The 23,336-nt window shown below is 58.7% G+C and carries 23 protein-coding genes; 11 read left to right on the plus strand and 12 right to left on the minus strand.

The annotated features are described in order from the left end of the window. The first annotated feature begins 51 nt into the window (after positions 1–51). The 3 genes from rsmI (at position 52) to gshB (ending at position 2,276) form a co-directional block, all read left to right on the plus strand. Positions 52–909, plus strand: a complete 858-nt coding sequence (rsmI, locus tag ACR0KG_RS17020) for a 16S rRNA (cytidine(1402)-2'-O)-methyltransferase (RefSeq protein ID WP_480827929.1) — start codon at positions 52–54, stop codon at positions 907–909. 1 nt (position 910) lies between these two features. Beyond that, positions 911–1,282, plus strand: a complete 372-nt coding sequence (locus tag ACR0KG_RS17025) for a YraN family protein (RefSeq protein WP_480548599.1) — start codon at positions 911–913, stop codon at positions 1,280–1,282. Positions 1,283–1,343: 61 nt separating this feature from the next. Beyond that, positions 1,344–2,276 (plus strand): glutathione synthase, encoded by a 933-nt coding sequence (gshB, locus tag ACR0KG_RS17030; protein ID WP_480548601.1) that lies wholly within the window; start codon positions 1,344–1,346, stop codon positions 2,274–2,276. On the opposite strand, the gene ACR0KG_RS17035 is transcribed toward gshB, so the two are convergent. From ACR0KG_RS17035 to cobU, 4 genes are read right to left on the minus strand one after another with little or no spacing between them, the layout of a single operon-like run. Beyond that, positions 2,273–3,787, minus strand: a complete 1,515-nt coding sequence (locus tag ACR0KG_RS17035) for a YifB family Mg chelatase-like AAA ATPase (protein WP_480827930.1) — start codon at positions 3,785–3,787, stop codon at positions 2,273–2,275. The two genes, gshB and ACR0KG_RS17035, sit on opposite strands and share 4 nt — an antisense overlap. A gap of 47 nt (positions 3,788–3,834) precedes the next feature. After that, complete coding sequence (locus tag ACR0KG_RS17040; protein ID WP_480827931.1) at positions 3,835–4,719, minus strand: glutathione S-transferase; 885 nt, start codon at positions 4,717–4,719, stop codon at positions 3,835–3,837. A gap of 58 nt (positions 4,720–4,777) precedes the next feature. Beyond that, positions 4,778–5,356, minus strand: coding sequence for a histidine phosphatase family protein (locus ACR0KG_RS17045; protein ID WP_480827932.1), 579 nt, complete (start codon positions 5,354–5,356; stop codon positions 4,778–4,780). Further along, positions 5,353–5,874 (minus strand): bifunctional adenosylcobinamide kinase/adenosylcobinamide-phosphate guanylyltransferase, encoded by a 522-nt coding sequence (gene cobU / locus ACR0KG_RS17050; protein WP_480827933.1) that lies wholly within the window; start codon positions 5,872–5,874, stop codon positions 5,353–5,355. The genes ACR0KG_RS17045 and cobU overlap by 4 nt, the downstream gene beginning before the upstream one ends. Before the next feature lie 100 nt (positions 5,875–5,974). Here cobU and ACR0KG_RS17055 point away from each other — a divergent pair, with 100 nt between their 5' ends. The 6 genes from ACR0KG_RS17055 to ACR0KG_RS17080 all read left to right on the plus strand — a co-directional run bounded on the left by ACR0KG_RS17055 (position 5,975) and on the right by ACR0KG_RS17080 (position 12,562). Continuing rightward, positions 5,975–6,853, plus strand: a complete 879-nt coding sequence (locus tag ACR0KG_RS17055) for an RNA polymerase factor sigma-32 (RefSeq protein WP_170535908.1) — start codon at positions 5,975–5,977, stop codon at positions 6,851–6,853. Beyond that, positions 6,850–7,674 (plus strand): ChaN family lipoprotein, encoded by an 825-nt coding sequence (locus tag ACR0KG_RS17060; RefSeq protein ID WP_480827934.1) that lies wholly within the window; start codon positions 6,850–6,852, stop codon positions 7,672–7,674. Before ACR0KG_RS17055 ends, ACR0KG_RS17060 begins: the two co-directional genes overlap by 4 nt. Positions 7,675–7,737: 63 nt before the next feature. Beyond that, positions 7,738–8,934, plus strand: coding sequence for a bifunctional phosphopantothenoylcysteine decarboxylase/phosphopantothenate--cysteine ligase CoaBC (coaBC, locus tag ACR0KG_RS17065; protein ID WP_480827935.1), 1,197 nt, complete (start codon positions 7,738–7,740; stop codon positions 8,932–8,934). Positions 8,935–8,965: 31 nt separating this feature from the next. Beyond that, positions 8,966–9,421 carry a dUTP diphosphatase gene (gene dut / locus ACR0KG_RS17070; protein WP_480548932.1) on the plus strand — a complete coding sequence of 152 codons (456 nt, stop codon included), beginning with the start codon at positions 8,966–8,968 and terminating at the stop codon, positions 9,419–9,421. Next, positions 9,421–10,470, plus strand: a complete 1,050-nt coding sequence (locus ACR0KG_RS17075) for a HesA/MoeB/ThiF family protein (RefSeq protein WP_480548613.1) — start codon at positions 9,421–9,423, stop codon at positions 10,468–10,470. The genes dut and ACR0KG_RS17075 overlap by 1 nt, the downstream gene beginning before the upstream one ends. 76 nt (positions 10,471–10,546) lie before the next feature. Next, positions 10,547–12,562: a M3 family metallopeptidase gene (locus tag ACR0KG_RS17080; protein WP_480827936.1), complete on the plus strand. Its 2,016-nt coding sequence runs from the start codon at positions 10,547–10,549 to the stop codon at positions 12,560–12,562. Positions 12,563–12,575: 13 nt separating this feature from the next. Here ACR0KG_RS17080 and ACR0KG_RS17085 read toward each other — a convergent pair whose 3' ends face one another. From ACR0KG_RS17085 to ACR0KG_RS17110, 6 genes are read right to left on the minus strand one after another with little or no spacing between them, the layout of a single operon-like run. Beyond that, complete coding sequence (locus ACR0KG_RS17085; RefSeq protein ID WP_480827937.1) at positions 12,576–13,508, minus strand: 2-hydroxyacid dehydrogenase; 933 nt, start codon at positions 13,506–13,508, stop codon at positions 12,576–12,578. Positions 13,509–13,523: 15 nt separating this feature from the next. Beyond that, positions 13,524–14,663 (minus strand): rod shape-determining protein RodA, encoded by a 1,140-nt coding sequence (gene rodA / locus ACR0KG_RS17090; RefSeq protein WP_353011859.1) that lies wholly within the window; start codon positions 14,661–14,663, stop codon positions 13,524–13,526. Continuing rightward, positions 14,660–16,609, minus strand: coding sequence for a penicillin-binding protein 2 (gene mrdA / locus ACR0KG_RS17095; protein WP_480827938.1), 1,950 nt, complete (start codon positions 16,607–16,609; stop codon positions 14,660–14,662). Before mrdA ends, rodA begins: the two co-directional genes overlap by 4 nt. Next, positions 16,606–17,142, minus strand: a complete 537-nt coding sequence (locus ACR0KG_RS17100; protein WP_480544315.1) for a rod shape-determining protein MreD — start codon at positions 17,140–17,142, stop codon at positions 16,606–16,608. Before ACR0KG_RS17100 ends, mrdA begins: the two co-directional genes overlap by 4 nt. After that, positions 17,135–18,037 (minus strand): rod shape-determining protein MreC, encoded by a 903-nt coding sequence (gene mreC / locus ACR0KG_RS17105; RefSeq protein ID WP_480548623.1) that lies wholly within the window; start codon positions 18,035–18,037, stop codon positions 17,135–17,137. The genes ACR0KG_RS17100 and mreC overlap by 8 nt, the downstream gene beginning before the upstream one ends. 58 nt (positions 18,038–18,095) lie before the next feature. Then, positions 18,096–19,142 (minus strand): rod shape-determining protein, encoded by a 1,047-nt coding sequence (locus tag ACR0KG_RS17110; RefSeq protein ID WP_170535929.1) that lies wholly within the window; start codon positions 19,140–19,142, stop codon positions 18,096–18,098. Positions 19,143–19,297: 155 nt separating this feature from the next. On the opposite strand from ACR0KG_RS17110, the gene rlmJ reads away from it, so the two are divergent. Further along, positions 19,298–20,083: a 23S rRNA (adenine(2030)-N(6))-methyltransferase RlmJ gene (gene rlmJ / locus ACR0KG_RS17115; RefSeq protein WP_480827939.1), complete on the plus strand. Its 786-nt coding sequence runs from the start codon at positions 19,298–19,300 to the stop codon at positions 20,081–20,083. A gap of 79 nt (positions 20,084–20,162) precedes the next feature. Here the strand turns inward: rlmJ and ACR0KG_RS17120 are convergent, their stop codons facing one another. Further along, the gene (locus ACR0KG_RS17120) at positions 20,163–20,468 is read right to left on the minus strand and encodes a YciI family protein (RefSeq protein WP_480827940.1); all 306 of its coding nucleotides are present in this window, start codon (positions 20,466–20,468) and stop codon (positions 20,163–20,165) included. A gap of 89 nt (positions 20,469–20,557) precedes the next feature. Between ACR0KG_RS17120 and ACR0KG_RS17125 the strand changes: the two genes are divergently transcribed. Beyond that, on the plus strand, positions 20,558–21,430 hold the full coding sequence (locus ACR0KG_RS17125; RefSeq protein ID WP_480827941.1) for a LysR family transcriptional regulator: 873 nt from the start codon (positions 20,558–20,560) through the stop codon (positions 21,428–21,430). 84 nt (positions 21,431–21,514) lie between these two features. Here the strand turns inward: ACR0KG_RS17125 and ACR0KG_RS17130 are convergent, their stop codons facing one another. Then, positions 21,515–23,083: a 2-isopropylmalate synthase gene (locus ACR0KG_RS17130; RefSeq protein WP_480548627.1), complete on the minus strand. Its 1,569-nt coding sequence runs from the start codon at positions 23,081–23,083 to the stop codon at positions 21,515–21,517. Between the last annotated feature and the right edge of the window lie 253 nt (positions 23,084–23,336).

The following is a 23,336-nucleotide window of genomic DNA, read 5'->3' on the forward strand; positions in this document are numbered from 1 at the left end:
CGCTGTTCTGTCGATCCGAGATAATAAACGTCACGCGGTGAGGGTCCAGCTTTGAATTTCCAAAAGACCAGATTGGCTGCGGGCCTGTATTTTGTTGCCACACCCATCGGAACCGCGCGCGACATTACGCTCAGGGCTTTGGACGTCTTGGCCTCTGCCGACATGATCGCAGCTGAAGACACGCGCAGTCTGCGCAGACTGATGGAGATTCATGGCGTTCCAATGGAGGGGCGGCGCATTCAGGCCTATCACGATCACAGCGGTGCAGGAGCACGCGGCAAGATCATGGATGCGTTAGACCAGGGGCTTTCAGTGGCCTATGCGTCCGAGGCTGGAATGCCGCTGATCGCGGACCCAGGCTATGATCTGGGGCGGCAGGCATCCGAAGCCGGCTATACCGTGACCTGCGCGCCCGGCCCGTCGGCGGTTTTAACCGCGCTCACGCTGGCCGGATTGCCTACGGATGCGTTCTTTTTCGCGGGATTTTTGCCAAATGCGTCTGGCGCACGTCGCAGTCGTATCGAAGCGCTGCGTAATATTCCCGGCACGCTTGTTTTTTACGAATCGCCAAAGCGTGTGGCGGCGTGTCTGTCTGATCTGGCAGACGTTCTGGGATCGGACCGCCAAGCCGCGCTTTGCCGCGAATTGACGAAAAAGTTCGAAGAGGTTCGGCGCGGCAGCTTGGGTGAGCTTTCGAACGCCTATGAGGGCCAGTCCGTCAAAGGTGAAGTTGTTCTACTGGTGGATCGAAGTCATTCGCAAACCGTTAACGAGTCTGACGTAGAAGAAGCACTGATCCAGGCCTTGCAAACCCATTCGGTACGGGATGCGGCGGATCTGGTGTCGCAAATGTACGAACTGCCGCGCCGCCCGATCTACCAAAAGGCCCTGAAACTGGGAAAGGGATAAGATGGCGCAGCGCTCGGTTCAGGGATCGGTTTCTTATCACTCCGGTCGGGCCGCTGAAGTGCAGGTGGCGATGGACTATGAACGACGCGGATATTCGATTGCGCATCGACGCTGGCGCGGCGCAGGTGGAGAGATTGATTTGATCGCACGTGATGCGAATGGGCTGGTGTTCATCGAAGTGAAGAAAAGCAGCAGTTTTGACCGGGCCGCTGCCCGGATCACGCGGCGGCAAACGGAACGAATTTGCGCCTCTGCCGCGCAGTTTCTGAAAAATGAACCAGGCGGGCAATTGACGAATGTCCGGTTTGATGCCGCCCTGGTTGATCACTCGGGGGCTGTTCAAATCATCGAAAACGCCTTTGGGCAGGCGTAAGCCCCATTGAACCCCTCGGCCTGCTGGGCCATGTATCTGGCATGAAGTTGAGGGACATGCCATGAAAATCGCCTTTCAAATGGACCCGATTGGGGACGTGGACATCAATGCCGACAGTTCTTTCCGCCTGGCGGAAGAGGCTCAGGCCAGAGGTCATGAACTGTTCTTCTACAGCCCGGACCAATTGGCCTATCAAGTAGGCAGGATCACGGCATGGGGTCAGGATATGACGGTTCAGCGCGTCCCCGGCGACCCGGCGATACTTGGGCCAGAGCGCGAAGTTGATCTGGCTGATTTCGATGTCGTTTGGCTGCGTCAGGACCCTCCGTTCGATATGCACTATATCACGTCGACACATCTGCTTGATCGGCTCAAAGGTCAGACGCTTGTCGTGAATGATCCGTTCTGGGTGCGCAACTATCCTGAAAAACTGCTGGTGTTGGATTTCCCGGAATTGACACCGCCCACCACGATTGCGCGGGATTTGCAAACTATCAAAGCGTTCAAGGACAAGCACCAGGACATCATCCTGAAGCCGCTGTATGGCAATGGCGGTGCGGGCGTGTTCCGGCTGGATGCGGGTGATCGCAACCTGACCTCTCTGCATGAGCTGTTTACCGGCTTTTCGCGTGAGCCGTTGATTGTGCAGAAATTCCTGCCCGACGTCAGAAATGGCGATAAGCGCGTGATCCTTGTGGATGGCGAGGCCGTCGGCGCCATCAACCGTGTTCCTGCCGAAGGTGAGACCAGATCGAACATGCATGTGGGCGGTCGGCCCGAGAAAATCGGGCTGACAGAACGCGATCTGGAGATCTGTGCTGCAATCGGCCCGCTTCTGAAAGAAAAGGGCCAGATTTTTGTCGGCATCGACGTCATTGGCGACTATCTGACCGAGATCAACGTGACCTCGCCGACCGGCATACAAGAGCTTGAACGGTTCAATGGTGAGAACATTGCCGAAAAGATCTGGCAGGCGATTGAGGCCAAAGTTTAAGCCATCACCTTGGCGCTGATGCGAAAACTCAGCGCCTCGGCCACGTGAGGGCGGCGGATATCAGGTGCTCCTTCGAGGTCCGCGATGGTGCGCGCGACCCTCAGAATGCGGTGAAACGCGCGGGCTGACAGGCCAAACCGGTCAGCGGCCTTAAGCAACAGCTCTTTCCCTTCAGCATCTGGCGCGGCAACTTCTTCCAACAGTTTGCCTTCGACGTCGGCGTTCTGACGTACTGAACTGTGGCCCTCGAACCGGGCGGCCTGCACCGCCCGTGCTTGTTCGACGCGTGCGGCGACGGTGGCTGAACTGTCACCAGAGGGCGGCAGATCGAGGTCGGTGAATGCAACCGGCGGCACCTCGATCCGCAGGTCGAATCTGTCCATCAACGGGCCGGAAATGCGGTTTAGGTAGTCCTCACCGCATCCGGGTGCACGCGAACAGGCTCGGGACGGGTCGGTCAAATATCCGCATTTGCAGGGGTTTGCCGCCGCGATCAGCATGAAGCGGCAGGGGTATTTCACATGGGCATTGGCACGGGCGACCATGACTTCGCCGGTTTCAATCGGCTGGCGCAGGGTCTCTAGCACTGTTCGGGGGAATTCGGGGAACTCATCCATGAACAGCACGCCGTTATGGGCCAGCGATATCTCACCCGGTTTCGCGCCCTTACCACCACCAACAATCGCCGCCATCGAGGCCGTATGATGTGGTTCCCGAAAGGGCCTAGTGCGGCTGATCCCACCTTCATTTAACAGCCCGCATAGGGATTGGATCATTGATGTTTCCAAAGCCTCAATCGGGGTCAATGGGGGAAGAATCCCGGGCAGGCGGGCCGCAAGCATAGACTTCCCCGATCCGGGCGTACCGATCATGATCAGATGGTGTCGGCCAGCGGCCGCAATCTCCAACGCGCGTTTGGCCCGTTCCTGACCCTTAACATCGCGCAGATCACGTGGGTTGGCTGCAAGGGTCACCTCACCCGGTTTTGCAGCGGTAAGCGGCGTCTGGCCCGAAAAGTGGCGCACCACATCGCCCAATGACCCTGCGCCAATCACTTGGGTTGCATCGACCCAAGCCGCCTCGGCGCTGGAGGCGCGGGGGCACAGCAAGGCACGATCTTCGGACGCAGCAGTCATCGCGGCAGGCAGAGCCCCGACTACAGGGACCAGTGACCCGTCTAGCGACAATTCACCCAAAGCGACCGTCCCCTCGGCTGCGTCGGCAGGGATAATCTCAAGCGCTGACAGCAATGCAACCGCGATGGGCAGGTCGAAATGGCTGCCCTCTTTCGGCAAATCCGCCGGGGAAAGGTTGATGGTGATCCGTTTCGAAGGCAGCGCAATGGCCATGGCGCTGAGCGCGCTGCGCACCCGGTCGCGCGCTTCCGAGACCGCCTTGTCGGGCAGACCCACGATGGAAAATGCCGGCAGTCCGGGCGAAACGGCGCATTGCACCTCAACTGGGCGGGCATCAACCCCTTGAAACGCAACGGTATGGGCGCGGGCGACCATGGCAATCCTGTTCTTGGTTAACAGGACGTTGCTGCCATGGTTGCGGTTTAGGAATCGTTAACGACGTCTCGCATGGCGATGAATTTTGGCCAGGCCTCGGGGTCTGCGGCAGTTTTATCGCGGCAGAATGCGTTGCAGAAACCCCAGCATTGCCCATCGAGTTCCAGAAAATCCGTCACCGGTTCCTCGGAATACGGGCAGTGCGCGTTCAATGAGGGGCCGGTTTCGACAGTTTTGGCGGTTGATATGCCACCGATGGGCCAGGGCGAAGAAACGGAGCCATGATTGTAGGGAAATGGATCGTACTCAACTGTCAGTCCCATGGCTCGCCATTGCCGTACCGAGGTCTGGCCAAGCAGAAAGTGGCAATAGTCGAGATTGGCAGCAGACACCGGCAGACCATAGCCCACAATCCTTGCCGCGACCGGGGTGTAGAACACATCCGCAAGTGAATAGGCTCCGAACAATGGGCCATCTGCAGCCCCGGATATCTGGCGGGCATGAGACCATAGCGTTTCAACACGCTCCAAATCTGCCAGCGTATCCTCTGATGGGTTGAAGTCTTGCCAGGTGTGTTTCAACTGCATGGGGCAATCTTCACGCAAGGCGCTGAAGCCGGCGGTCATCTCGGCGCAGAGCCACCGGGCTGTCGCCCGTGCTGCAGCATCTTTTGGCCAGAGCCCGGCATCCGGATGGCATTCAGCCAGCGTTTCGGCCATCGCCAGGCTTTCACCCACGACCGTTCCGTCGGGCATGCGCAAGGCGGGCACAAGGCGCGCAGGTGCGATGGTCTGCATATCCTGCGCCATCGTGCCGGAATACAGCCCGATCATATGGTTTCGATAGGGCAGGCCAAACTTTTCCAGCATTAGCCAACCACGCAAGGACCAGCTGGAAAACAGCCTGTCACCGATAAAGAGATCATAGGTCATGGGCCCACGATGGCGTCGGGTCGGCGTTTGGTAAATCAGTGATTTGTGCGCAGTGGGATCACGGACGGTGATTGATCGCCCCTGCGGACCAGCCTGTTCCCTTACAGGTCAGATGGGTGACCGACAGGTTGTCGATACGATGGGCAAAGGTCTGTTGTCCGTCCAGATCAAGTGCCCGCTGGACCTGCGTCAGGATAACCCCGAAATGGGCGACGATTACGATATCGCGGCCCTTATGATCCGCGATGAGGGCGTCAACAGTGCGGTCGACACGCGCGCGGACCTGGTTCCAGCTTTCCCCGTTTGGTGGGCGCACATCACCGGGAGTGTCCCAATAGGCAAAGGCCAGTTCGGCGTCTTCTGCCTCGATCTCCTTGAAACCGCGCAATTCCCATGCCCCGAAATTGATCTCTCGCAAATCACGATGATGGGGCAGGCGTGCGCGTGCGCCTTGAATAGCGGATGCGGTATCAACGGCGCGCGTCAGGTCTGATGAGATAACAACGGCGTCACGAGGTAAGTAATCATGCAACCGCTTCAGGGCGGCGGTGTCGCTAAGATCGGCGGGAACATCAGACCACCCGACCATGGTTTTGGCATGGGTTGGGCCATGCCGGACCAGATGTAACAGCGTCACGTAAGGGCCCCTTTCAGAACAGTTGGCAGACCTGCTGTCACCTGAACAACCAGCCCGGCTTGGGCGGCCAATGCGATGTTCAATCGGCCCTGCGCCTCACGAAACCGGCGGGCCAAAGTGTTTTCGGGGACGATTCCGTGCCCCACCTCGTTCGATACGATGATGATCTGGGCCGGGCAGTTTTTAACGGCTTGTAACAGGGCAGTCTGCGCAGTATGCAGATCGCTCTCAGCCAACAGGTGATTGGTCAGCCACATGGTGGCGCAATCGATCAAGCAGATCTGTTCGGGGTTTAGATCAGCCAATACAGGTGCCAGATCCAGCGGGGCCTCGACCGTTGGCCAATCCGGCCCACGCTGCGCGATATGGTGATCGACTTTCGCGCGCATCTCATCATCAAACACTTGTGAAGTGGCCAGATAAACGCGGCTTTTGCCCGATGAAACAACCAGTTGTTCGGCAAAGGCGGACTTTCCCGATGCAGCCCCACCCAGAACAAAGGTTAAATCGGGAAGCACAATTCTTACCTTTCAAGTGATCCGGTCTGTTGGGTTCTGCGTATCGACCATAGGTCGGCAAGGCAAGCCCGGCCATCGAATATCAAATAGGGAGAGTTTCATGGCACTTGACAACGCGACCGACTTTTCGATGTCCCGGCGAGCGATGAAGGCGGAACTGCTTGACGCGGAGACTGAATTGAAGCTGGCTTATGCGTGGCGAGACCAACGCGATGAACAAGCCCTGCACCGTTTGATCACCGCCTATATGCGGTTAGCTATTTCGATGGCGGCCAAGTTCAAGCGCTATGGCGCACCGATGAACGATCTGATCCAAGAGGCCGGGCTGGGCCTGATGAAAGCAGCCGACAAGTTCGATCCCGACCGGGGCGTGCGGTTTTCGACCTATGCGGTCTGGTGGATCAAGGCCAGCATTCAGGACTATGTGATGCGCAACTGGTCTATGGTGCGCACTGGCTCGACCTCGTCTCAGAAATCCTTGTTTTTCAATATGCGCCGTGTTCAGGCGCGGTTGGAGCGCGAGGCCGCAACCGAAGGCCTTGAGCTGGATCGCCATCAATTGCACCAGATGATTGCGACCGAGATTGGTGTGCCGCTGCGCGATGTCGAGATGATGGAAGGTCGCCTGTCCGGATCGGATTTCTCGTTGAATGCGGTGCAATCCGCCGATGAGGATGGGCGCGAATGGATCGACGCGCTGGAAGATGATCGTGAGCAGGCCGCCGAAGCGGTAGAACACAGCCATGATACCGAGCAATTACGCGAATGGTTGCTAACCGCGATGAAATCGCTGAATGACCGGGAAAGGTTCATCGTGCGTGAACGCAAGCTGCGGGAACCGGCACGAACCCTTGAAAGCTTGGGTGACGAGCTTGGTCTATCAAAGGAACGCGTGCGCCAGCTTGAGGCTGCCGCCTTCACGAAGATGCGTAAGAACCTTGAAGCCCAATCGCGTGAGGTGCAACACTTCATCGCATGACACGATTTGCGATTCTTCTTTTTGCTCTGACAGTTACGGCAATCCCGGCGCGCCCGGGTATTGCTGCTCACCTTATCCCTGACGACGTGATTGCTGCGATGCAGGCAGCGGATGTCGTGATATTGGGTGAGATTCATGACAATCCGGACCATCACAAGGTTCAGACCGAGGCGATTGAGGTGATTGCCCCTTCTGCTGTCGTTTGGGAAATGGTCACCGAAGAGGGCGCACAACGCTTGGCGCAGACGGCGGTCTCGAACCCAGAAGAGCTGGGCCGTATTCTGCGCTGGGCGGAAACGGGCTGGCCACCGCTCAGCATGTATTATCCTATCTTCCAGGCCACAGACGCACCGGTTTACGGTGCGATGGTGCCGCGCGCGGCAGCGCGGGCTGCTATGGATCGCGGCGCGGCAACCGCGCTTGGCGCAGATGCGGCACGCTATGGTTTGACGGTGCCGCTACCTGCGCAGGAACAAGCGGCGCGCGAAGCGGATCAACTTGTGGCGCATTGCAATGCACTGCCCGAACAGGTGCTGCCGCAGATGGTTGCGATACAACGCCTGCGTGATGCGGTGCTGACGCGGTCGATCTTGCAAGCGATGGACGATACCGGTGGGCCCGTGGCCGTGATCACTGGCAACGGTCATGCGCGTAAGGATCGCGGTATCCCGACCTTCCTGTCTCGTCTACGTCCCGGATTGAAGGTTTTTGTCCTTGGTCAATCCGAAGACGGGCAGATCGAAGGAACCTTTGATGTGGTCATCGATAGCCCAGCAGTAGATCGCGAAGACCCCTGCCAAGCCTTTGAGGTGCAGAATTAACCGCTGGTACAACGCCGTGGCCTTGCCTAATGTCAGCGCCGACCAGAACGGGAAAGGCTGAACATGCTGGCTTCCAAACGTATCCTGCTGATCATTGGCGGAGGGATAGCGGCCTACAAGTCGCTGGACCTGATCCGCCGCCTTAAAGAGCGTGGCGCTGCCGTGACGCCAGTTCTGACCCGCGCTGCCGAGGAATTCGTCACACCTTTGTCCGTGTCTGCCTTGGCGGGCGAGAAATGCTATCGCGACCTGTTTGATCTGACAGATGAGGCTGAGATGGGCCATATTCAGCTGTCGCGCTCTGCCGATTTGCTTGTGGTCGCCCCGGCGACGGCGGATCTGATGGGCAAGATGGCGGCGGGATTGGCGAACGACCTGGCCTCGACCCTATTGATGGCCACGGATACGCCTGTATTGTGCGCGCCCGCCATGAATGTGCGGATGTGGGATCACCCGGCGACTCAGCGCAATCTTGCGCAATTGCAGGCTGATGGCGTGCGTTTTGTCGGGCCAAACGAAGGCGATATGGCCTGTGGCGAATACGGCCCTGGCAGAATGTCTGAACCATTGGAGATTGTTGCGGCGATCGAAGCGCAACTGGCAGATGGTCCGCTGCAAGGAAAACGTATCCTTGTGACATCGGGGCCTACTCATGAACCGATTGATCCCGTGCGCTACATCGCCAACCGATCCTCGGGTGCGCAGGGTACAGCGGTGGCGCGGGCTTTGGCAGCCTTGGGGGCGGACGTGACATTTGTCACCGGACCCGCAGATGTGCCGCCACCCGAAGGCGTGCAGGTTGTGCGTGTTGAAACGGCTCAGCAGATGTCGGACGCGGTTGATGCGGCCATGCCCGTGGATGCGGGTGTATTTGCCGCGGCTGTGGCGGATTGGCGTGTGGCCAGCGCTTCGGACAGGAAACTAAAGAAAACGCAGGATGGCTTGCCCGCGCTTGAGTTTGCCGAAAACCCGGACATTTTAAAACGTGTCTCACATATGGAGTACGGACGTCCGATGCTGGTTGTTGGCTTTGCCGCAGAAACCAACGACGTTCTTGAGCATGCAACGGCAAAGCGCCAGCGCAAGGGGTGCGACTGGATCGTTGCCAATGATGTCAGCCCCCAGACCGGCATCATGGGCGGCACAGAGAATGCAGTTCTGCTGATTTCGGATGCCGGTACCGAAGAATGGCCGCGCATGGGCAAGGATGCGGTTGCTGCGCGACTGGCGGAAAAGATTGCTGAGGCTTTGGGCAACTGATGCCCATAGCCCTGAACAAAGAGGTACGATGATGGTTGCAATCCGAGTGATCCGCGAAGCCGGTGCAGATGCCTCGGTTGCGTTGCCGTCCTATGAGACGAGCGGAGCGGCTGGGGCGGATGTGCGTGCAAACCTGCCGGATGGTGTCTCAATCACTCTGGAGCCGGGACAGCGTGCACTGATCCCGACGGGGCTACGGATCGAGATTCCCGAGGGGTTTGAAGTACAGGTCAGGCCGCGTTCCGGGCTTGCGCTGAAGCACGGTATCACGCTGCCAAACACGCCGGGTACCATCGACAGCGACTATCGCGGGCCACTGGGTGTGATCCTGATGAACACGGGGCAAGAGAGTTTCGAAGTTGCGCATGGCAAACGCATTGCGCAACTGGTCGTTGCTCCGGTGGTTCAGGCAGATTTCCAGTTTGCAGAAGTACTCAGCGAAACCGAACGCGGATCAGGCGGGTTCGGGTCCACCGGGCACGGCTGATGCTGCTGGTTCTGCTGCTTGCCGCTGGGCTTTGGGGCGTAGGTTATATCGCAGGCGTTTCCCGCAGCGCGCGTATGGCTTCAGTGGGCGTTCTTCTGTTAGGTGTTATCCTAGCGCAGCTGGTTCTGCCGGATGGTAACCCACTGCGCGAGGCGACAGGCGGATCTGCTGCGATGTGGCTGATGCTGGCGGGATGCATCGGGTTGGTTCTGGGCTATAGCAAGATCATCAAGGTCCTACGTAGCCGGGTCACATCCGCGTCCGAACAAGACCCTCAGGTGCGCACGGATCGGTTTTCGGAAACAGAACTCGATCGCTATGCCCGCCACATCGTATTGCGCGAGTTGGGCGGACCGGGTCAGAAGAAGATGAAACAGGCGCGCGTGCTAGTGATTGGCGCAGGTGGTCTGGGTGCGCCGGCCCTGCAATATCTGGCCGCTGCGGGCGTGGGGACCATCGGGGTGATCGACGACGATGTCGTCGAGAACGCCAATCTGCAACGGCAGGTCATTCACTGCGATTCCGATATCGGAATGCCCAAGGTTTTTTCCGCTCAACAGGCAATGGAAGCGCAGAACCCGAACGTGACGGTACTGCCATACAACCGCCGCCTGACTGCAGAAATCGCGGCCGATCTGTTCGCTGATTTCGATCTGATCCTCGACGGAACGGACAACTTCGATACCCGCTATCTGGCCAACAAAACGGCTGTTGAACTGGGCAAACCGCTGATTTCTGGCGCCCTATCGCAATGGGAAGGGCAATTGAGCGTCTTTGATCCCGCAACCGCAGGTCCTTGCTACCAGTGTATTTTCCCCGAAGCGCCTGCCGCCGGGCTCGCCCCGTCCTGCGCCGAGGCTGGAGTGATCGGGCCGCTGCCCGGCGTGGTCGGGTCGATGATGGCGGTTGAGGCGATCAAGGTGATCACAGGTGCCGGTGCCTTCCTGCGCGGTGAGATGCTGATCTATGACGCGCTCTATGGCGAAAGCCGCAAAATCACCCTGTCGAAACGCGCCGATTGCCCGATTTGCGGACAGGTTGGGACTTAGTTTCGACGTCAAAATTCACTCCCCCTCTGGACCATTGCTGACCCTCTACATAGCTTGAGGGGCAAAGGAGACCTGCATGACCAACCCGATCCTGTCCGACTGGACCACGCCCTTTGAGATCGCCCCGTTCAGCGCGATTTCAGATGGGGATTTCGCACCTGCGTTGGACGAAGCGATGGCCGCGCACAACGCACAAATCGACGCGATTGCCGGAAACCCGGACGTGCCTACCTTTGCCAACACAATCGAAGAGCTTGAAGCGGCGGGTGAGCAGTTGGACAAGGTCCTGTCGGTGTTTTTTACAGTGGCGGGCGCTGACAGCAACCCGAAACGCGAAGAATTGCAGCGGGAGTTTTCACCGAAGCTCTCGGCGCATTTCTCGGGCATTTCATCAAACAAGGATTTGTTCCACCGGGTGGCCGATCTTTGGCAGCGGCGCGATGATCTGAACCTGAGCGATGAACAGGCGCGCGTTCTGATGCTGACCCATCGCGGCTTTGTCCGCGCCGGTGCTGCGCTGGAGGGTGAGGCCGATTCCCGGATGCAAGAGATCAAGTCTCGCCTCGCATCGTTGGGCACTTCTTTCACCCAGAATCTGCTGGCGGATGAGCGTGACTGGTTCATGGAACTGGCCGAGGATGATCTGGACGGTCTGCCCGATTTCGTGATCGCTGCGGCGCGCGCTGCGGGTGAGGAAAAGGGTGCGAACGGGCCGGTTGTGACCCTGTCCCGCTCATTGATTGTGCCGTTTCTGCAATTCTCATCCCGCCGCGACCTGCGGGAAATAGCCTATCGCGCTTGGGCTGCGCGAGGGGCGAATGGGAACGAGACCGACAACCGCGAGATTGCAGCCGAAATCCTGACCCTGCGGGAAGAACGCGCCAAGCTGCTGGGCTATGACAGCTTTGCGGATTTCAAACTGGAAACCGAGATGGCCCGCTCGCCCGACCGCGTGCGCGATCTGTTGATGCAGGTCTGGGAACCCGCCAAAACCCGCGCAGATGCGGATGCTGAGATTCTGGCCGGTATGATGCAAGACGATGGCGTGAACGGCCCGCTGGAGGCCTGGGACTGGCGCTACTATGCCGAAAAGCGCCGCAAGGCCGAGCATGATTTGGATGAGGCCGCGCTGAAACCCTACCTTCAACTCGACCGGATGATCGAGGCGTCTTTTGCCTGCGCCAACCGTCTGTTCGGGCTGGAGTTTGTGCCGCTGGACGTGCCGCTCTATCACCCCGATTGCCGGGCCTGGGAAGTGACGCGCAACGGACGTCATTTGGCGGTCTTCATTGGGGACTATTTTGCCCGTGGCTCGAAACGGTCGGGCGCGTGGTGCAGCGCCATGCGGGCGCAGGCGAAGTTCCCCGAAGAACAGGCCCCCGTCGTAATCAACGTGTGCAACTTCGCCAAGGGCGATCCGGCGCTGCTGTCCTATGATGACGCGCGGACCCTGTTCCACGAGTTCGGCCATGCGCTGCATCAGATGCTTTCGAACGTGACCTATGAAAGTATTTCGGGCACGTCCGTTGCGCGGGATTTTGTCGAACTGCCCAGCCAGCTTTATGAACACTGGCTGGAAGTGCCCGAGGTTCTGGCGGAATACGCGACCCACGCCGAGACCGGTGAACCGATGCCTCAGGCGATGTTGGAGAAGGTGCTGAAGGCGGCCAATTTCGATCAGGGGTTCCAGACGGTTGAATATGTGGCCTCGGCGCTGGTCGATCTGGCCTTCCATGAAGGCGCGGCCCCGGCGGATCCGATGGCCAAGCAGGCCGAGGTTCTGGCCGAAATCGGCATGCCAAAGGCCATCGGGATGCGCCACGCGACGCCGCATTTCGCCCATATCTTTGCGGGCGACGGGTACAGCGCGGGCTACTACAGCTACATGTGGTCCGAGGTCATGGATGCCGACGCCTTCGCCGCGTTTGAAGAGGCCGGAGGCGCCTTTGACCCCGAACGGGCCAAAGCGCTGGAAGACAACATCCTGTCCACCGGTGGCTCGCGCGAGGCTGAAGATCTGTATCTGGCTTTCCGGGGGCGTCTGCCGGGTGTCGAGGCTTTGTTGAAAGGGCGCGGACTGATCGCGGCCTGATCGGATCGGGCCGTCAGTACCCCAACTGGCGGTCCACCAGGTGCACAAAGGGCTCACCCGTCTCACCGCGCCGGATGTTTTCGCAGATCACTTGCGCGGCTGTGACGGGTCGGGTCTCGGACGCGATGTGCGGGGTGACCGTGACGTTTGGATGTGCCCAATAGGGGTGTTCGGGCGGCAGAGGTTCGACCCGAAATACATCAAGCGTCGCGTGTCCGATCTGCCCGGCGTTCAGCGCATCCAGAAGGGCGCCGTCATCGATCAGCGGGCCGCGTCCAGGATTGATGATCTTTGCCCCTTTCGGCAACAGCGCCAGCGTTTCGGCGTTCAGAGTGCTTTCCGTCGCGGGTGTGTCGGGGAGCAGCAACACGACAATCTCGGATTGGGACAAGGCGGTGTGCAGACCGTCGGCACCATGCAGGCAGGTCACGCCTTGGATGTCCTTCTGCGTGCGGCTCCACCCTAGGACGCGAAAGTTCAACGCGGCCAGCGCCTGCGCTGCCGCCTGACCCAACTCTCCCAGCCCCAGCACGCAAACCGTGCGCTCGGTCGCAAGCGGTGGCGCGATCGGGGTCCAAACACCGTCTTGCACGGTGATATGGGTATCCATGCCCAGATGATACCGCAGGACATGGCCCACGACCCATTCGGTCATGCCTTGCGTCAATCCATGATCGACCATACGGGCCAACGGAACGGTCAGGGTTTCGTTGTCGGCGATGCTTTCGACCCCGGCCCAGAGGCTCAGCACGGCTTTGAGCTGAGAATAGGGTTTGAAGTCCAGTAAGCCGCCATTTGGTGCATAAACGACGTAGTCTACCTGATCCGGTTCGATGTCTGTGGCCAGATGCACGTCTAACCCCGCCTCAGCCAGCCCCATGGTCAGAAGCGGTTCATATATCGGCCACAGTTCAGGGCGCGCAGAGAATAGAACGTTGACGGGCATGAAGGGCCTTTCAGATCAGCGGGGGCGGTGGATATGTGCGCTTTGGACGATGCCGAAGGCGGCCATCAGGACCAACATGGCCGATCCGCCATAGCTGACCATCGGCAACGGTACGCCCACCACAGGGGCCAGCCCCATGACCATCGACATGTTGACCGCAAAGAATAGGAAGAAATTCAGAGCGATCCCGAGCACGACCAGTGAGGAGAACCGATCTTTGGTCGACAGCGCCGTGACCATGCAAAAAATCAGGATCAGCGCATAGAGCACCAACAGGGTGATGCCGCCGACAAAGCCGAACTCTTCAGCAAGCGTGGTAAAGATGAAATCGGTATGTTTCTCGGGCAGGAAGTTCAGGCGTGATTGGGTGCCTTGCATGAAGCCCCGACCGTTCCAGCCACCCGACCCCAGAGCGATTTTCGATTGGGTAATATGATACCCCGCGCCCAAAGGGTCGGTGGAGGGATCCAGAAACGTATCAATGCGGCGGAACTGATAGTCTTTCAGCAATTGCCACTCGGTCCCCCGACTGTTGAACACGGTCGCAATCAGGCCGACGACCGCAGCGATGACAGCAGCGAAATAGGCCCAGTGCACACCAGCCAGAAACATGAGCCCGCCACCGGCAGCCAGTAACAGGATCGAGGTGCCAAGGTCCGGTTGCCGCAAAACCATGAAGGTTGGGATCAGGATCAGGATCACCGGTAGGATCACCCAAAGCGGGCGCGATGTTTTGTGTGACGGCAGCCAGTCATAGTAGGCCGCCAGCAGCATGACCAGCGTGACCTTCATGACCTCAGAGGGTTGCAGCCGCATGAACCCCAGATCGATCCAGCGTTGCGCGCCCATGCCAACTGTGCCGAAAAGTTCAACAAAAACAAGCAGGGCGATGGACCCCAGATAGGCCAGCACCGACATGTTCCGCCAGAACCAGATCGGCACCAACGCGACGATGAACATCACTGTCAGGCCCAGACCAAACCGCTCCATCTGAGGTTCGGCCCAGGGCATCCACGACCCACCTGCCACTGAATACAGCATCAGGAACCCGGCGCTCGCCGTGCTGATCAGCAACAGCGTCAAGGGCCAGTTCATGTACAGAAACTTGCGGAAGCCCGATGGCGTGGATTTGACGTTATACTCAAGATAGCTCATGCGCGGTCCTTTTCGTCAGGACGCGCTTTGGGGCGACGATCGCCCTCAAGCCTTTTTTGCTGTTCCTTGATGCGGTCGCGGTCGGCAACTGGATAGGCCTCAAGTGGCGGGGTGCCGTTGTAAAGCGCCTGTAGCATGATATCCCGCGCGACGGGGGCTGCGGCTTTTGATCCGCCACCGCCATGTTCCACCACCACAGCAATCGCGTATTTGGGATTGTCATAAGGTGCAAAGCTGACAAACAGGGCGTGATCGCGCCGTTCCCAGGGCAGGTCTTCGTTTCGGATGACGCCAGCGGCCCGTTCAGCCTTGGTGATGTTGCGGACCTGGCTGGTGCCGGTCTTGCCGGCCATGCGAAAATCTTCGGCGATGATCCGGCTGCGATAGGCCGTGCCGCGCCGGTCGTTCGACACTGACCACATCGCCTCGCGAATATAGCGCAGGTTGGTCAGGCTGATCGGTAGCGCTTCACCCGCGCCCGAGGGCTGTTCGACTCCGTTGATCGACCGCACCAGTCGGGGCGCAACGGCGCGTCCAGTGGCGATCCTTGCGGTCATTACGGCCAGTTGCATGGGCGAGGCGAGCATGAAGCCCTGCCCGATGGACGCGTTGGCCGTATCACCGATCAGCCATTCCTCACCATGCACCCGCTGTTTCCATGCTTGATTGGGCGCCAGTCCGGCGCGCACGGCGGACATGGGGATGTCATGCTTGATTCCCAGGCCAAGGATGTTGGACATCTCAGATATTTTGTCGATGCCGACCTTGATCGCCACGTCGTAGTAATACACGTCGCAGCTGCGTTTCAGGGATGTATTCAAGTCCACCATGCCATGACCGCCGCGTTTCCAGCAGTGGAAGCGGCGGCTACCGACTTTCAGGTGGCCGGGGCAATAGACGGTATTACCGGGGCCCACGACACCAGCTTCTAGTGCGGCCAGTGCGGTGACCATCTTGAAGGTCGACCCCGGCGGATAAGTGCCCTGAACTGTCTTGTTGGCCAGCGGGCGATACTTGTCCTGTGTTAGGAACTGATAATCTGCGACTGAGATACCGCGCACGAACAAGTTGGGGTCAAAACTGGGGGCCGAGGCCATCGCGCGCAGATCGCCGGTTTCACAGTCAATCACAACAGCGGCGGCGCTTTCCCCGGCCAGTCTTGCCTGTGCATATTGTTGCAGGTCTGCGTCGACTGACAATTGTAGGTCGGCACCGGGCTGACCCTCCTGCCGATCCAACTCGCGCATGACACGGCCTGTCGCGTTGACTTCGACCCGTTTGGACCCGGCCCGACCGCGCAACGAGATTTCCTGTTTTGCCTCCAACCCGACCTTGCCAATCTGGAACCGAGGGATGCGCAGCACCGGTTCGGGGTCTTCGATCTGGCTGAGGTCATAGTCGCTGACCGGGCCAACATAACCGACGATATGGGCGAAATCCTCGTATCTGGGATATTGCCGGGTTGAGCCGACCTCGGGCGTCACGCCAGGAAGTGCAGGTGCGTTCACCGCAACTTTCGAGATATCCTCCCACGTCACCTGATCGGCCAGTGTGACCGGCAGGAATGGGGCCGAGCGGCGTATCTCGGTCTTAGCGCGCTCTATCTCATCCTCGGTCAGCGGGATTAGGTTGGACAGCTTGGCAATCACCTTGTCCAGATCACCTGCATCTTCGGGAACGATCACGATGCGATATGATGGCGTGTTCTGTCCGATGATCTGACCATTGCGGTCATAGATCCGACCGCGTGTTGGTGGGATCAGGCGCAGGTTAATGCGGTTTTCTTCGGCCAAAAGCCGGTACTGGTCGGCTTGTTCAACCTGCATGAACCGCATCCGCGCGGCCAGCCCGCCGACAAAGGCGGCCTGCAACCCGCTCAAAATCAAGGCTCGGCGTGGGAGGCGTTTATAGGCGAGGCCTTGCGCCTTGGGATTGCGTTGCTTCATGCCCGCGCCCCCGCAACACTTGCATCCGCTGCTGATACCCTGCGTACGCCGAACACGGATTGGCTGAGAAGGACGATCACAGGATAGGCTGCTATCGTCACGATCAACTGGAACAAAACGGACCCGAAGGCTGCTTGGTCGATCGACACGATCGCCAAGATAATACGATTGCCGAGAAAGACTGCGGCAGTGACCACGCTAACGGATATCCATTCACCGACGAACCCAGCATCTCGCATGCTCGACGCGGCCCCGTGCAGATAGGCGGCGCCAAGCACGACCAAAGCCGCCAGCAACCCTGGAGGTCGTTGCAACAACAGATCGGCCATCAGCATCGCAGCGGCAATCAACAAGGTTGGAACATATTCCGGGCGGCGCAGCACCCAGGCAAAGGTCAGCGCGATTATCATGTCGGGAAAAGGCCAGCGATCCGGCTGTGCGTTCAGTGGCAGCAGGTGCAGGAAAAGAACAAGAAACGCTATCAGGACATAAAGCCCGCGCATGGCCCAGTTGTAAGAGGCGGGTCTATCCATCGCCGGCTTCCCCGGATGTTAGGGCCGCTTCGGGCTGTGTTGGCCCGACAACAGTGCCGGGATCCCGAATGGTCGGGGCTGCGTTGAAGCGTAGAACGCGAAGAAACTCCAACCGTTCGAAATCGGCGGACAGGCGCACGCGCAAGCGGCCCCCCGGGTCCTCCGCGATTTGCCCGATCAGTAGTCCGGCCGGGAAAACGCCTCCGTCCCCCGACGTAGTCACTCGGTCCCCGGGTCGCACAAGTTCCCGGTTTTCCAGAAACTCGACGGCAGGAGCGGGGGTGTTGTCACCCGCAATCAAGGCTGTTTGCCCAGAAGGCTGGATGGTCGCCGGTATCGCGCTGGACGCATCGGTCAGCAAAATGACCCGCGCAGTATCAGGCCCCACGCCCGAGATGCGGCCCACCAGCCCAATCCCGTCCATCGAGGCCCAGCCATCAACGATTCCGTCCCGGGCGCCCACGTTCAAAAGAACCGATTGCCGAAACGGAGAGCCGCTGTCGGCCATGACAACGCCGGTTATGTAAGTCAGGCGCGGATCAAGACGCACATTGTTCAGATCCAAAAGGCGCGCGTTTTCCTGCTCCAATTGCAGCGCGGCCTCTTTCCACGCCCGCATCAGGCGCAATTCGCTGCGCAGCTCTTGATTTTGTTCGCTGAGGCTTTGGTAGCTTTGAAAGTCACGAACAAGATTGACCGTTGCCGTGACCGGGACCATCGCCCATTCCATTGATGGGACAACAGCGTCCACCACCTGTGCGCGGAACCGTTCGACCCTTGGGCTGTCAATGCGCCAGACAATGAAAATGCCCAGCAGGCACAGTACGACAATCCCCAGCAACAGTCGGCGCAGCGGGGCCGTGTAGTCATCGCGCTGTGATCGGTCTTTTGCCACAGGTTACCTTCCCGTGCTGCTCGTGCCGAATTCACCCAATGCTCAAAGGGTGCGCGCCTTAGCTTTCGTAGTCAATCGCGTGGCGCAGCTGTTTTTCGTATTCTAGCGCTTTGCCGGTGCCCAAAGCCACACAATTCAGGCTTTCATCGGCGATCGACACCGCCAGACCGGTCTGTTCGCGCAGTGCCAGATCAAGATCGCCCAACAAAGCACCCCCACCCGTCAGCATTACGCCCCGGTCCACAATGTCCGCTGCCAGATCGGGCGGCGTGGTTTCCAAGGCGGTCATCACGGCCTCACAGATGGCCTGCACAGGTTCTGACAGCGCTTCTGCAACCTGAGCCTGGCTGATCTCGATTTCCTTGGGAACGCCGTTCAACAGGTCGCGACCGCGGATATGCATCGACTGGCCGCGGCCATCGTCGGGCATGCGCGCGGTGCCGATTGTGGTCTTGATCCGTTCAGCTGTGGATTCACCCACCAACAGGTTTTGCTGGCGGCGCAGGTACGAGATGATGGCCTCATCCATGCGGTCTCCGCCCACGCGGACCGAACGGGCGTATACGATGTCACCTAGCGATAGAACAGCGACCTCGGTGGTACCGCCACCGATATCTACGACCATGTTTCCGGTCGGATCTGTGATCGGCATCCCAGCACCAATCGCCGCCGCAATCGGCTCGGCAATCAGACCGGCGCGGCGCGCACCGGCAGACAGAACCGACTGACGGATCGCACGTTTTTCAACCGGAGTCGCGCCATGGGGGACGCAGACGATGATCTTGGGTTTAGAGAATGTCGAGCGTTTGTGCACTTTGCGAATGAAGTGCTTGATCATTTCTTCAGCGGTGTCGAAATCGGCGATCACACCTTCGCGCATCGGGCGGATGGCCTCGATCGAACCGGGGGTCCGGCCCAGCATCAGCTTGGCGTCTTCGCCAACGGCCAGAACCTTTTTGACCCCGTCCTTGACGTGGTAGGCAACAACGGAGGGCTCAGACAGGATCACACCGCGACCCTTGACATAAACCAGCGTGTTCGCTGTCCCAAGGTCGATGGCCATGTCCGAAGTGAACAGGCCGCCCAGATTGCCTAAGATCCCCATGTTTCCCCTGATCCTGTATGTCAGTTTTTCTACTGCCCGCGACTCGACGGTTCCGGGACGGATGACTTATAGGGTGCCAACTCGCCCGGTAAAAGGGCTGATTCCGCGACAATCAGCACCTTTTCGCCTCATTGATAGGGACTTTAGAAGGCAAAATGCTCTCATATCAACATATTTACCACGCTGGAAATCTGGCTGATGTACAAAAGCACGCTTTGTTGGCGTGGGTGCTGCAATATCTGACCCGCAAGGACAAGCCGATCAGCTATATCGAAACGCATTCCGGGCGCGGTCTGTACAAGTTGGACGCGGAAGAAGCGGTTCGAACCGGCGAAGCAGCAGCCGGGATCGAGCGTGCTCGGCGTGAGGCATGGTTCGGGGCTGATCATCCGATGACACAGGTGCTGCAGGCAACACTGGCGCGACATGGTGCGGCGGCCTATCCCGGGTCACCCCTGATCGCGGCGCAACTGCTGAGGGATCAGGACGCGCTGCATTTTGCAGAGATGCACCCGCAGGAGTTTGCGGCCCTGTCTTTGGCAGTGTCGTCTTATGGAGCGAAAACCTATCAACAGGACGGATTCGAACTGGCGCAATCCCTGCTGCCGCCGACCCCTCGGCGCGGGCTGATGCTGATTGATCCCAGCTACGAGGTGAAGGCGGACTATGCGCGCCTGCCGGGGCTCATCGCCAAGTTCCATCGCAAATGGAATGTGGGTGTAATTGCCTTGTGGTACCCGATCCTGACCGATGGGCGCCACGCTTCCATGATCGAGGCGCTAAGGTCGCAAAACTACCCTAAGACTGTGTTTCACGAAGTGAGATTCCCACCCGCTCGCGAGGGGCACCGGATGGTCGGTTCAGGGATGTTCATCCTGAACGCACCGTTTGAGATTGAGCGAGAGATGGCTCGCCTTTCACATCGGTTCGCGTCTCTTTAGACGCAAGGGTGGTGCGCTGCGAAGCGCTTCGTCGCGACGATTGCCTCAACCGGTGTTACACCCTGCGCGGTGCAATGCGTCATCTTGGTTTGATCTGCCTCATGCCATTCGCATAAACCTGTTTCCATTTGATGATCGAGTAAGACTTCCTGAGACCTGTCGACCAAAAGGGATCTTCGTGAACGAGTTGATCTACATCACTCTCTGAGCTGGCCTCAACGATCCACAAACCATCGCGCCCTTGCTCGTTTGTATCTGACAAAGGGCCGGCTGCTTCGATCTTGTCGGAGTTCCACTCAAGAAAATCCAGATGCTTTGACATATGTGTTTTTCGTATGTTGGGGTCGGCATCAGGCGCATCTTCAAATAGGATGATGAATTTCATTTTGTACCTCCACTGAATTGTGTGCCCAAAAGACTGCCACATCAAAACCGAAGGTTGAGCCAGTAAAAATGACAGCTTAACCTGCAAAAATGCAGGATCATGATTGGAACGATCTCAAGTATCTTCTGGCCCTTCGCCGCGAAGGAAAGCTTGCACGCGCAGGACGCGCGCTCGGTGTCAGCGAAACGACGGTTGCCCGCAGGATCAAGGCTCTGGAGCAGGCGCTAGAAACCAATTTGTTCTTGCGCAGTGCCAACGGACAATACGAGCCGACAGATGCGGCGCTGCAAATCCTGACTCATGCTGAATCCATCGAGGCAGAGAATGTTACAATCGGAGAAATGTCAGGTGATTGCGCGCGTAAGGTCTCGGGTAGCGTCCGCATCAGTTCGGTGCCGTTTGTCGTGAACCATTTTTTGGTGCCTGGCATGGCAGCCTTGGCACGTTTGCACCCGTGCCTGACCGTTGAGTTGGTTCCAACTTCTGACAATTTGGATCTGTCCAAGCGCGAGGCCGATCTTGCGGTGCGTTTCGCGCGCCCGCATGCCGGAGGATTGCGAACCAAAGCGCAAAAGCTGGGCGAGTTATCATTCGCAGCCTACGCAGCAAGCTCACTCTCATCGACCCGAGATAGTGATCTGGGTTGGATCACCTATGACGACGCACATTTGAATTTACCGCAAGCACGTTGGCTCGAAAACGCTGCGAAGCCCTCCAATTTGCGTGCCAATCTGAAAATCGCGGATATCGAGACCGGGATGCAAGCTGTTGCGGCTGGGATTGGGAAAACGTTGCTTCCACGTGCGGTTGTTTCTAACGACCCGCGATTTCGAGAGGTAAAATTGGAAGGTGGCGCTAGACTTCCAACTCGGGAAATCTGGTTGCTGTCACATGTCGATCAGACTTCGAGACTATCAATCAACGCGGCTAAAGACTGGCTTGGCAATTTAGACTGGGTTTGACGAGCGACGCACGAGGCGTCGCTCATTCGTTTCGTAGCAGCTGGGCCCCGCGGGTGCGGGAGCTCCATGTTTGGAAGACTTTGCTCAGGTCAGGTCTTTGTAGCTGATCTCGCGCGCATCTGCGCCGGGGCCGGCCTTTTCCCGGCGTACGATCAAACGGTTCAAGGCGTGGATATAGGCCTTGGCTGAGGCCACGACCGTATCGGTATCCGCTGATTGGCCTGTTGCGATCATGCCATCTTCTTCCAGGCGTACCGAAACCGTCGCCTGCGCGTCCGTCCCTTCGGTCACTGCGTGTACTTGATAGAGTTGCAGGCGCGCGGTGTTCGGGTGGATCGCGCGGATGGCCTTGAACGCGGCATCAACCGGGCCGTCGCCATGCTCGGTTGCGATGATGTCCTTGCCATCCATTTCCAACTCGACCGTTGCTTCGGCTTGCCCGCCCGTGCCGCAGGTGACTTTCATCGACACCAGTTGCAGATGGTCATCCGCCTCATCCAGAGTCATCAGGGCAATCAGGTCATCGTCGAACACCTCTTTCTTGCGGTCGGCCAGATCTTTGAACCGCACAAAGATGTCGCGCAATTGGTTGTCGCCAACCTCGAAGCCCAGCGTTTCCAGCTTGTCGCGCAGCGCGGCGCGGCCCGAGTGCTTGCCCAATGGCAGAGAGGTGCCCGACAGACCGATATCCTCAGGGCGCATGATTTCGAAATTTTCGCGGTTTTTGAGCATCCCGTCCTGATGGATGCCGCTTTCATGCGCAAAGGCGTTCTTGCCAACGATGGCTTTGTTGAACTGTACGTTGAAGCCGGACACCGTCGCCACACGACGCGAGATATGCATGATCTTGGTAGTGTCGATGCCGGTGTGCCAGGGCATGATGTCATTGCGGGTGCGCAGGGCCATCACAACCTCTTCCAAGGCTGTATTGCCAGCGCGTTCGCCCAGACCGTTTATGGTGCACTCGATTTGACGCGCGCCACCGGCGACAGCGGCCAGAGAGTTCGCGGTCGCCATGCCAAGGTCGTTGTGGCAATGGGTGGCAAAAACTACCTCATCCGCGCCCGGTACTGTCTCGATCAGGCGTTTGATCAGGTCAGCGCTTTCGACCGGAGCAGTATAGCCCACAGTATCGGGGATGTTAATTGTCGTTGCCCCGGCCTTGATGGCTATCTCGATCACGCGGCACAAGTAATCCCATTCGGTCCGGGTGGCATCCATCGGCGACCACTGGACGTTTTCGCACAGATTGCGCGCGTGGCTGACCGTTTCGTGGATCTTATCCGCCATTTCATCCATGGTCAGATTTGGAATGGCGCGGTGCAGCGGCGAGGTGCCGATAAAGGTGTGAATGCGGTTCTGTTCGGCGTGTTTCACCGCCTCCCAACAGCGGTCGATATCGGCGAAATTGGCACGGGCCAGGCCGCAGATGCGGCTGTTGTTCGACCTTTGGGCAATCTCGGACACCGCTTTGAAATCGCCTTCGGAAGCGATTGGGAAACCGGCTTCGATGATGTCGACGCCCATCTCGTCCAGCAGTTCAGCAATTTCCAGCTTTTCATCATGGGTCATGGTTGCGCCGGGGCTCTGCTCGCCGTCGCGCAAAGTGGTATCGAAGATCAAGACGCGGTCTTGGTCGGTCACGTTGGTCATGGGATTCTCTTTCTTCTTCTGTCCTAAAGCCTATGGCGCGCTGGCGTCCTCCTCTGAGCGGGCGCGCCGGATGGCACGCTCAGAGGCGGATTAGGATCAGTAGGCCACGCAGCGACGCACCGCGAAGGGCGGTGTCGGCAACAAGGATATCTGCGTGGTTGATCATGGGATGAGGTTATACAGAGCATGCGGCGAATGAAAAGAACCAAAATTAGGATGGGGGCGATTTGATCGTTTTATTGACCTCAGGGGC

Source organism: Ruegeria sp. H4 (genome assembly GCF_056533065.1).

Coding starts and splice junctions, on each gene's coding strand:
- ACR0KG_RS17025 (WP_480548599.1), top strand. CDS start 911: ATGGCGCAGCGCTCGGTTCAGGGATCGGTTTCTTATCACTCCGGTCGG.
- gshB (WP_480548601.1), top strand. CDS start 1,344: ATGAAAATCGCCTTTCAAATGGACCCGATTGGGGACGTGGACATCAAT.
- ACR0KG_RS17035 (WP_480827930.1), bottom strand. CDS start 3,787: ATGGTCGCCCGCGCCCATACCGTTGCGTTTCAAGGGGTTGATGCCCGC.
- ACR0KG_RS17040 (WP_480827931.1), bottom strand. CDS start 4,719: ATGACCTATGATCTCTTTATCGGTGACAGGCTGTTTTCCAGCTGGTCC.
- ACR0KG_RS17055 (WP_170535908.1), top strand. CDS start 5,975: ATGGCACTTGACAACGCGACCGACTTTTCGATGTCCCGGCGAGCGATG.
- ACR0KG_RS17060 (WP_480827934.1), top strand. CDS start 6,850: ATGACACGATTTGCGATTCTTCTTTTTGCTCTGACAGTTACGGCAATC.
- coaBC (WP_480827935.1), top strand. CDS start 7,738: ATGCTGGCTTCCAAACGTATCCTGCTGATCATTGGCGGAGGGATAGCG.
- dut (WP_480548932.1), top strand. CDS start 8,966: ATGGTTGCAATCCGAGTGATCCGCGAAGCCGGTGCAGATGCCTCGGTT.
- ACR0KG_RS17075 (WP_480548613.1), top strand. CDS start 9,421: ATGCTGCTGGTTCTGCTGCTTGCCGCTGGGCTTTGGGGCGTAGGTTAT.
- ACR0KG_RS17080 (WP_480827936.1), top strand. CDS start 10,547: ATGACCAACCCGATCCTGTCCGACTGGACCACGCCCTTTGAGATCGCC.
- ACR0KG_RS17085 (WP_480827937.1), bottom strand. CDS start 13,508: ATGCCCGTCAACGTTCTATTCTCTGCGCGCCCTGAACTGTGGCCGATA.
- rodA (WP_353011859.1), bottom strand. CDS start 14,663: ATGAGCTATCTTGAGTATAACGTCAAATCCACGCCATCGGGCTTCCGC.
- mrdA (WP_480827938.1), bottom strand. CDS start 16,609: ATGAAGCAACGCAATCCCAAGGCGCAAGGCCTCGCCTATAAACGCCTC.
- ACR0KG_RS17100 (WP_480544315.1), bottom strand. CDS start 17,142: ATGGATAGACCCGCCTCTTACAACTGGGCCATGCGCGGGCTTTATGTC.
- ACR0KG_RS17110 (WP_170535929.1), bottom strand. CDS start 19,142: ATGGGGATCTTAGGCAATCTGGGCGGCCTGTTCACTTCGGACATGGCC.
- rlmJ (WP_480827939.1), top strand. CDS start 19,298: ATGCTCTCATATCAACATATTTACCACGCTGGAAATCTGGCTGATGTA.
- ACR0KG_RS17120 (WP_480827940.1), bottom strand. CDS start 20,468: ATGAAATTCATCATCCTATTTGAAGATGCGCCTGATGCCGACCCCAAC.
- ACR0KG_RS17125 (WP_480827941.1), top strand. CDS start 20,558: ATGCAGGATCATGATTGGAACGATCTCAAGTATCTTCTGGCCCTTCGC.
- ACR0KG_RS17130 (WP_480548627.1), bottom strand. CDS start 23,083: ATGACCAACGTGACCGACCAAGACCGCGTCTTGATCTTCGATACCACT.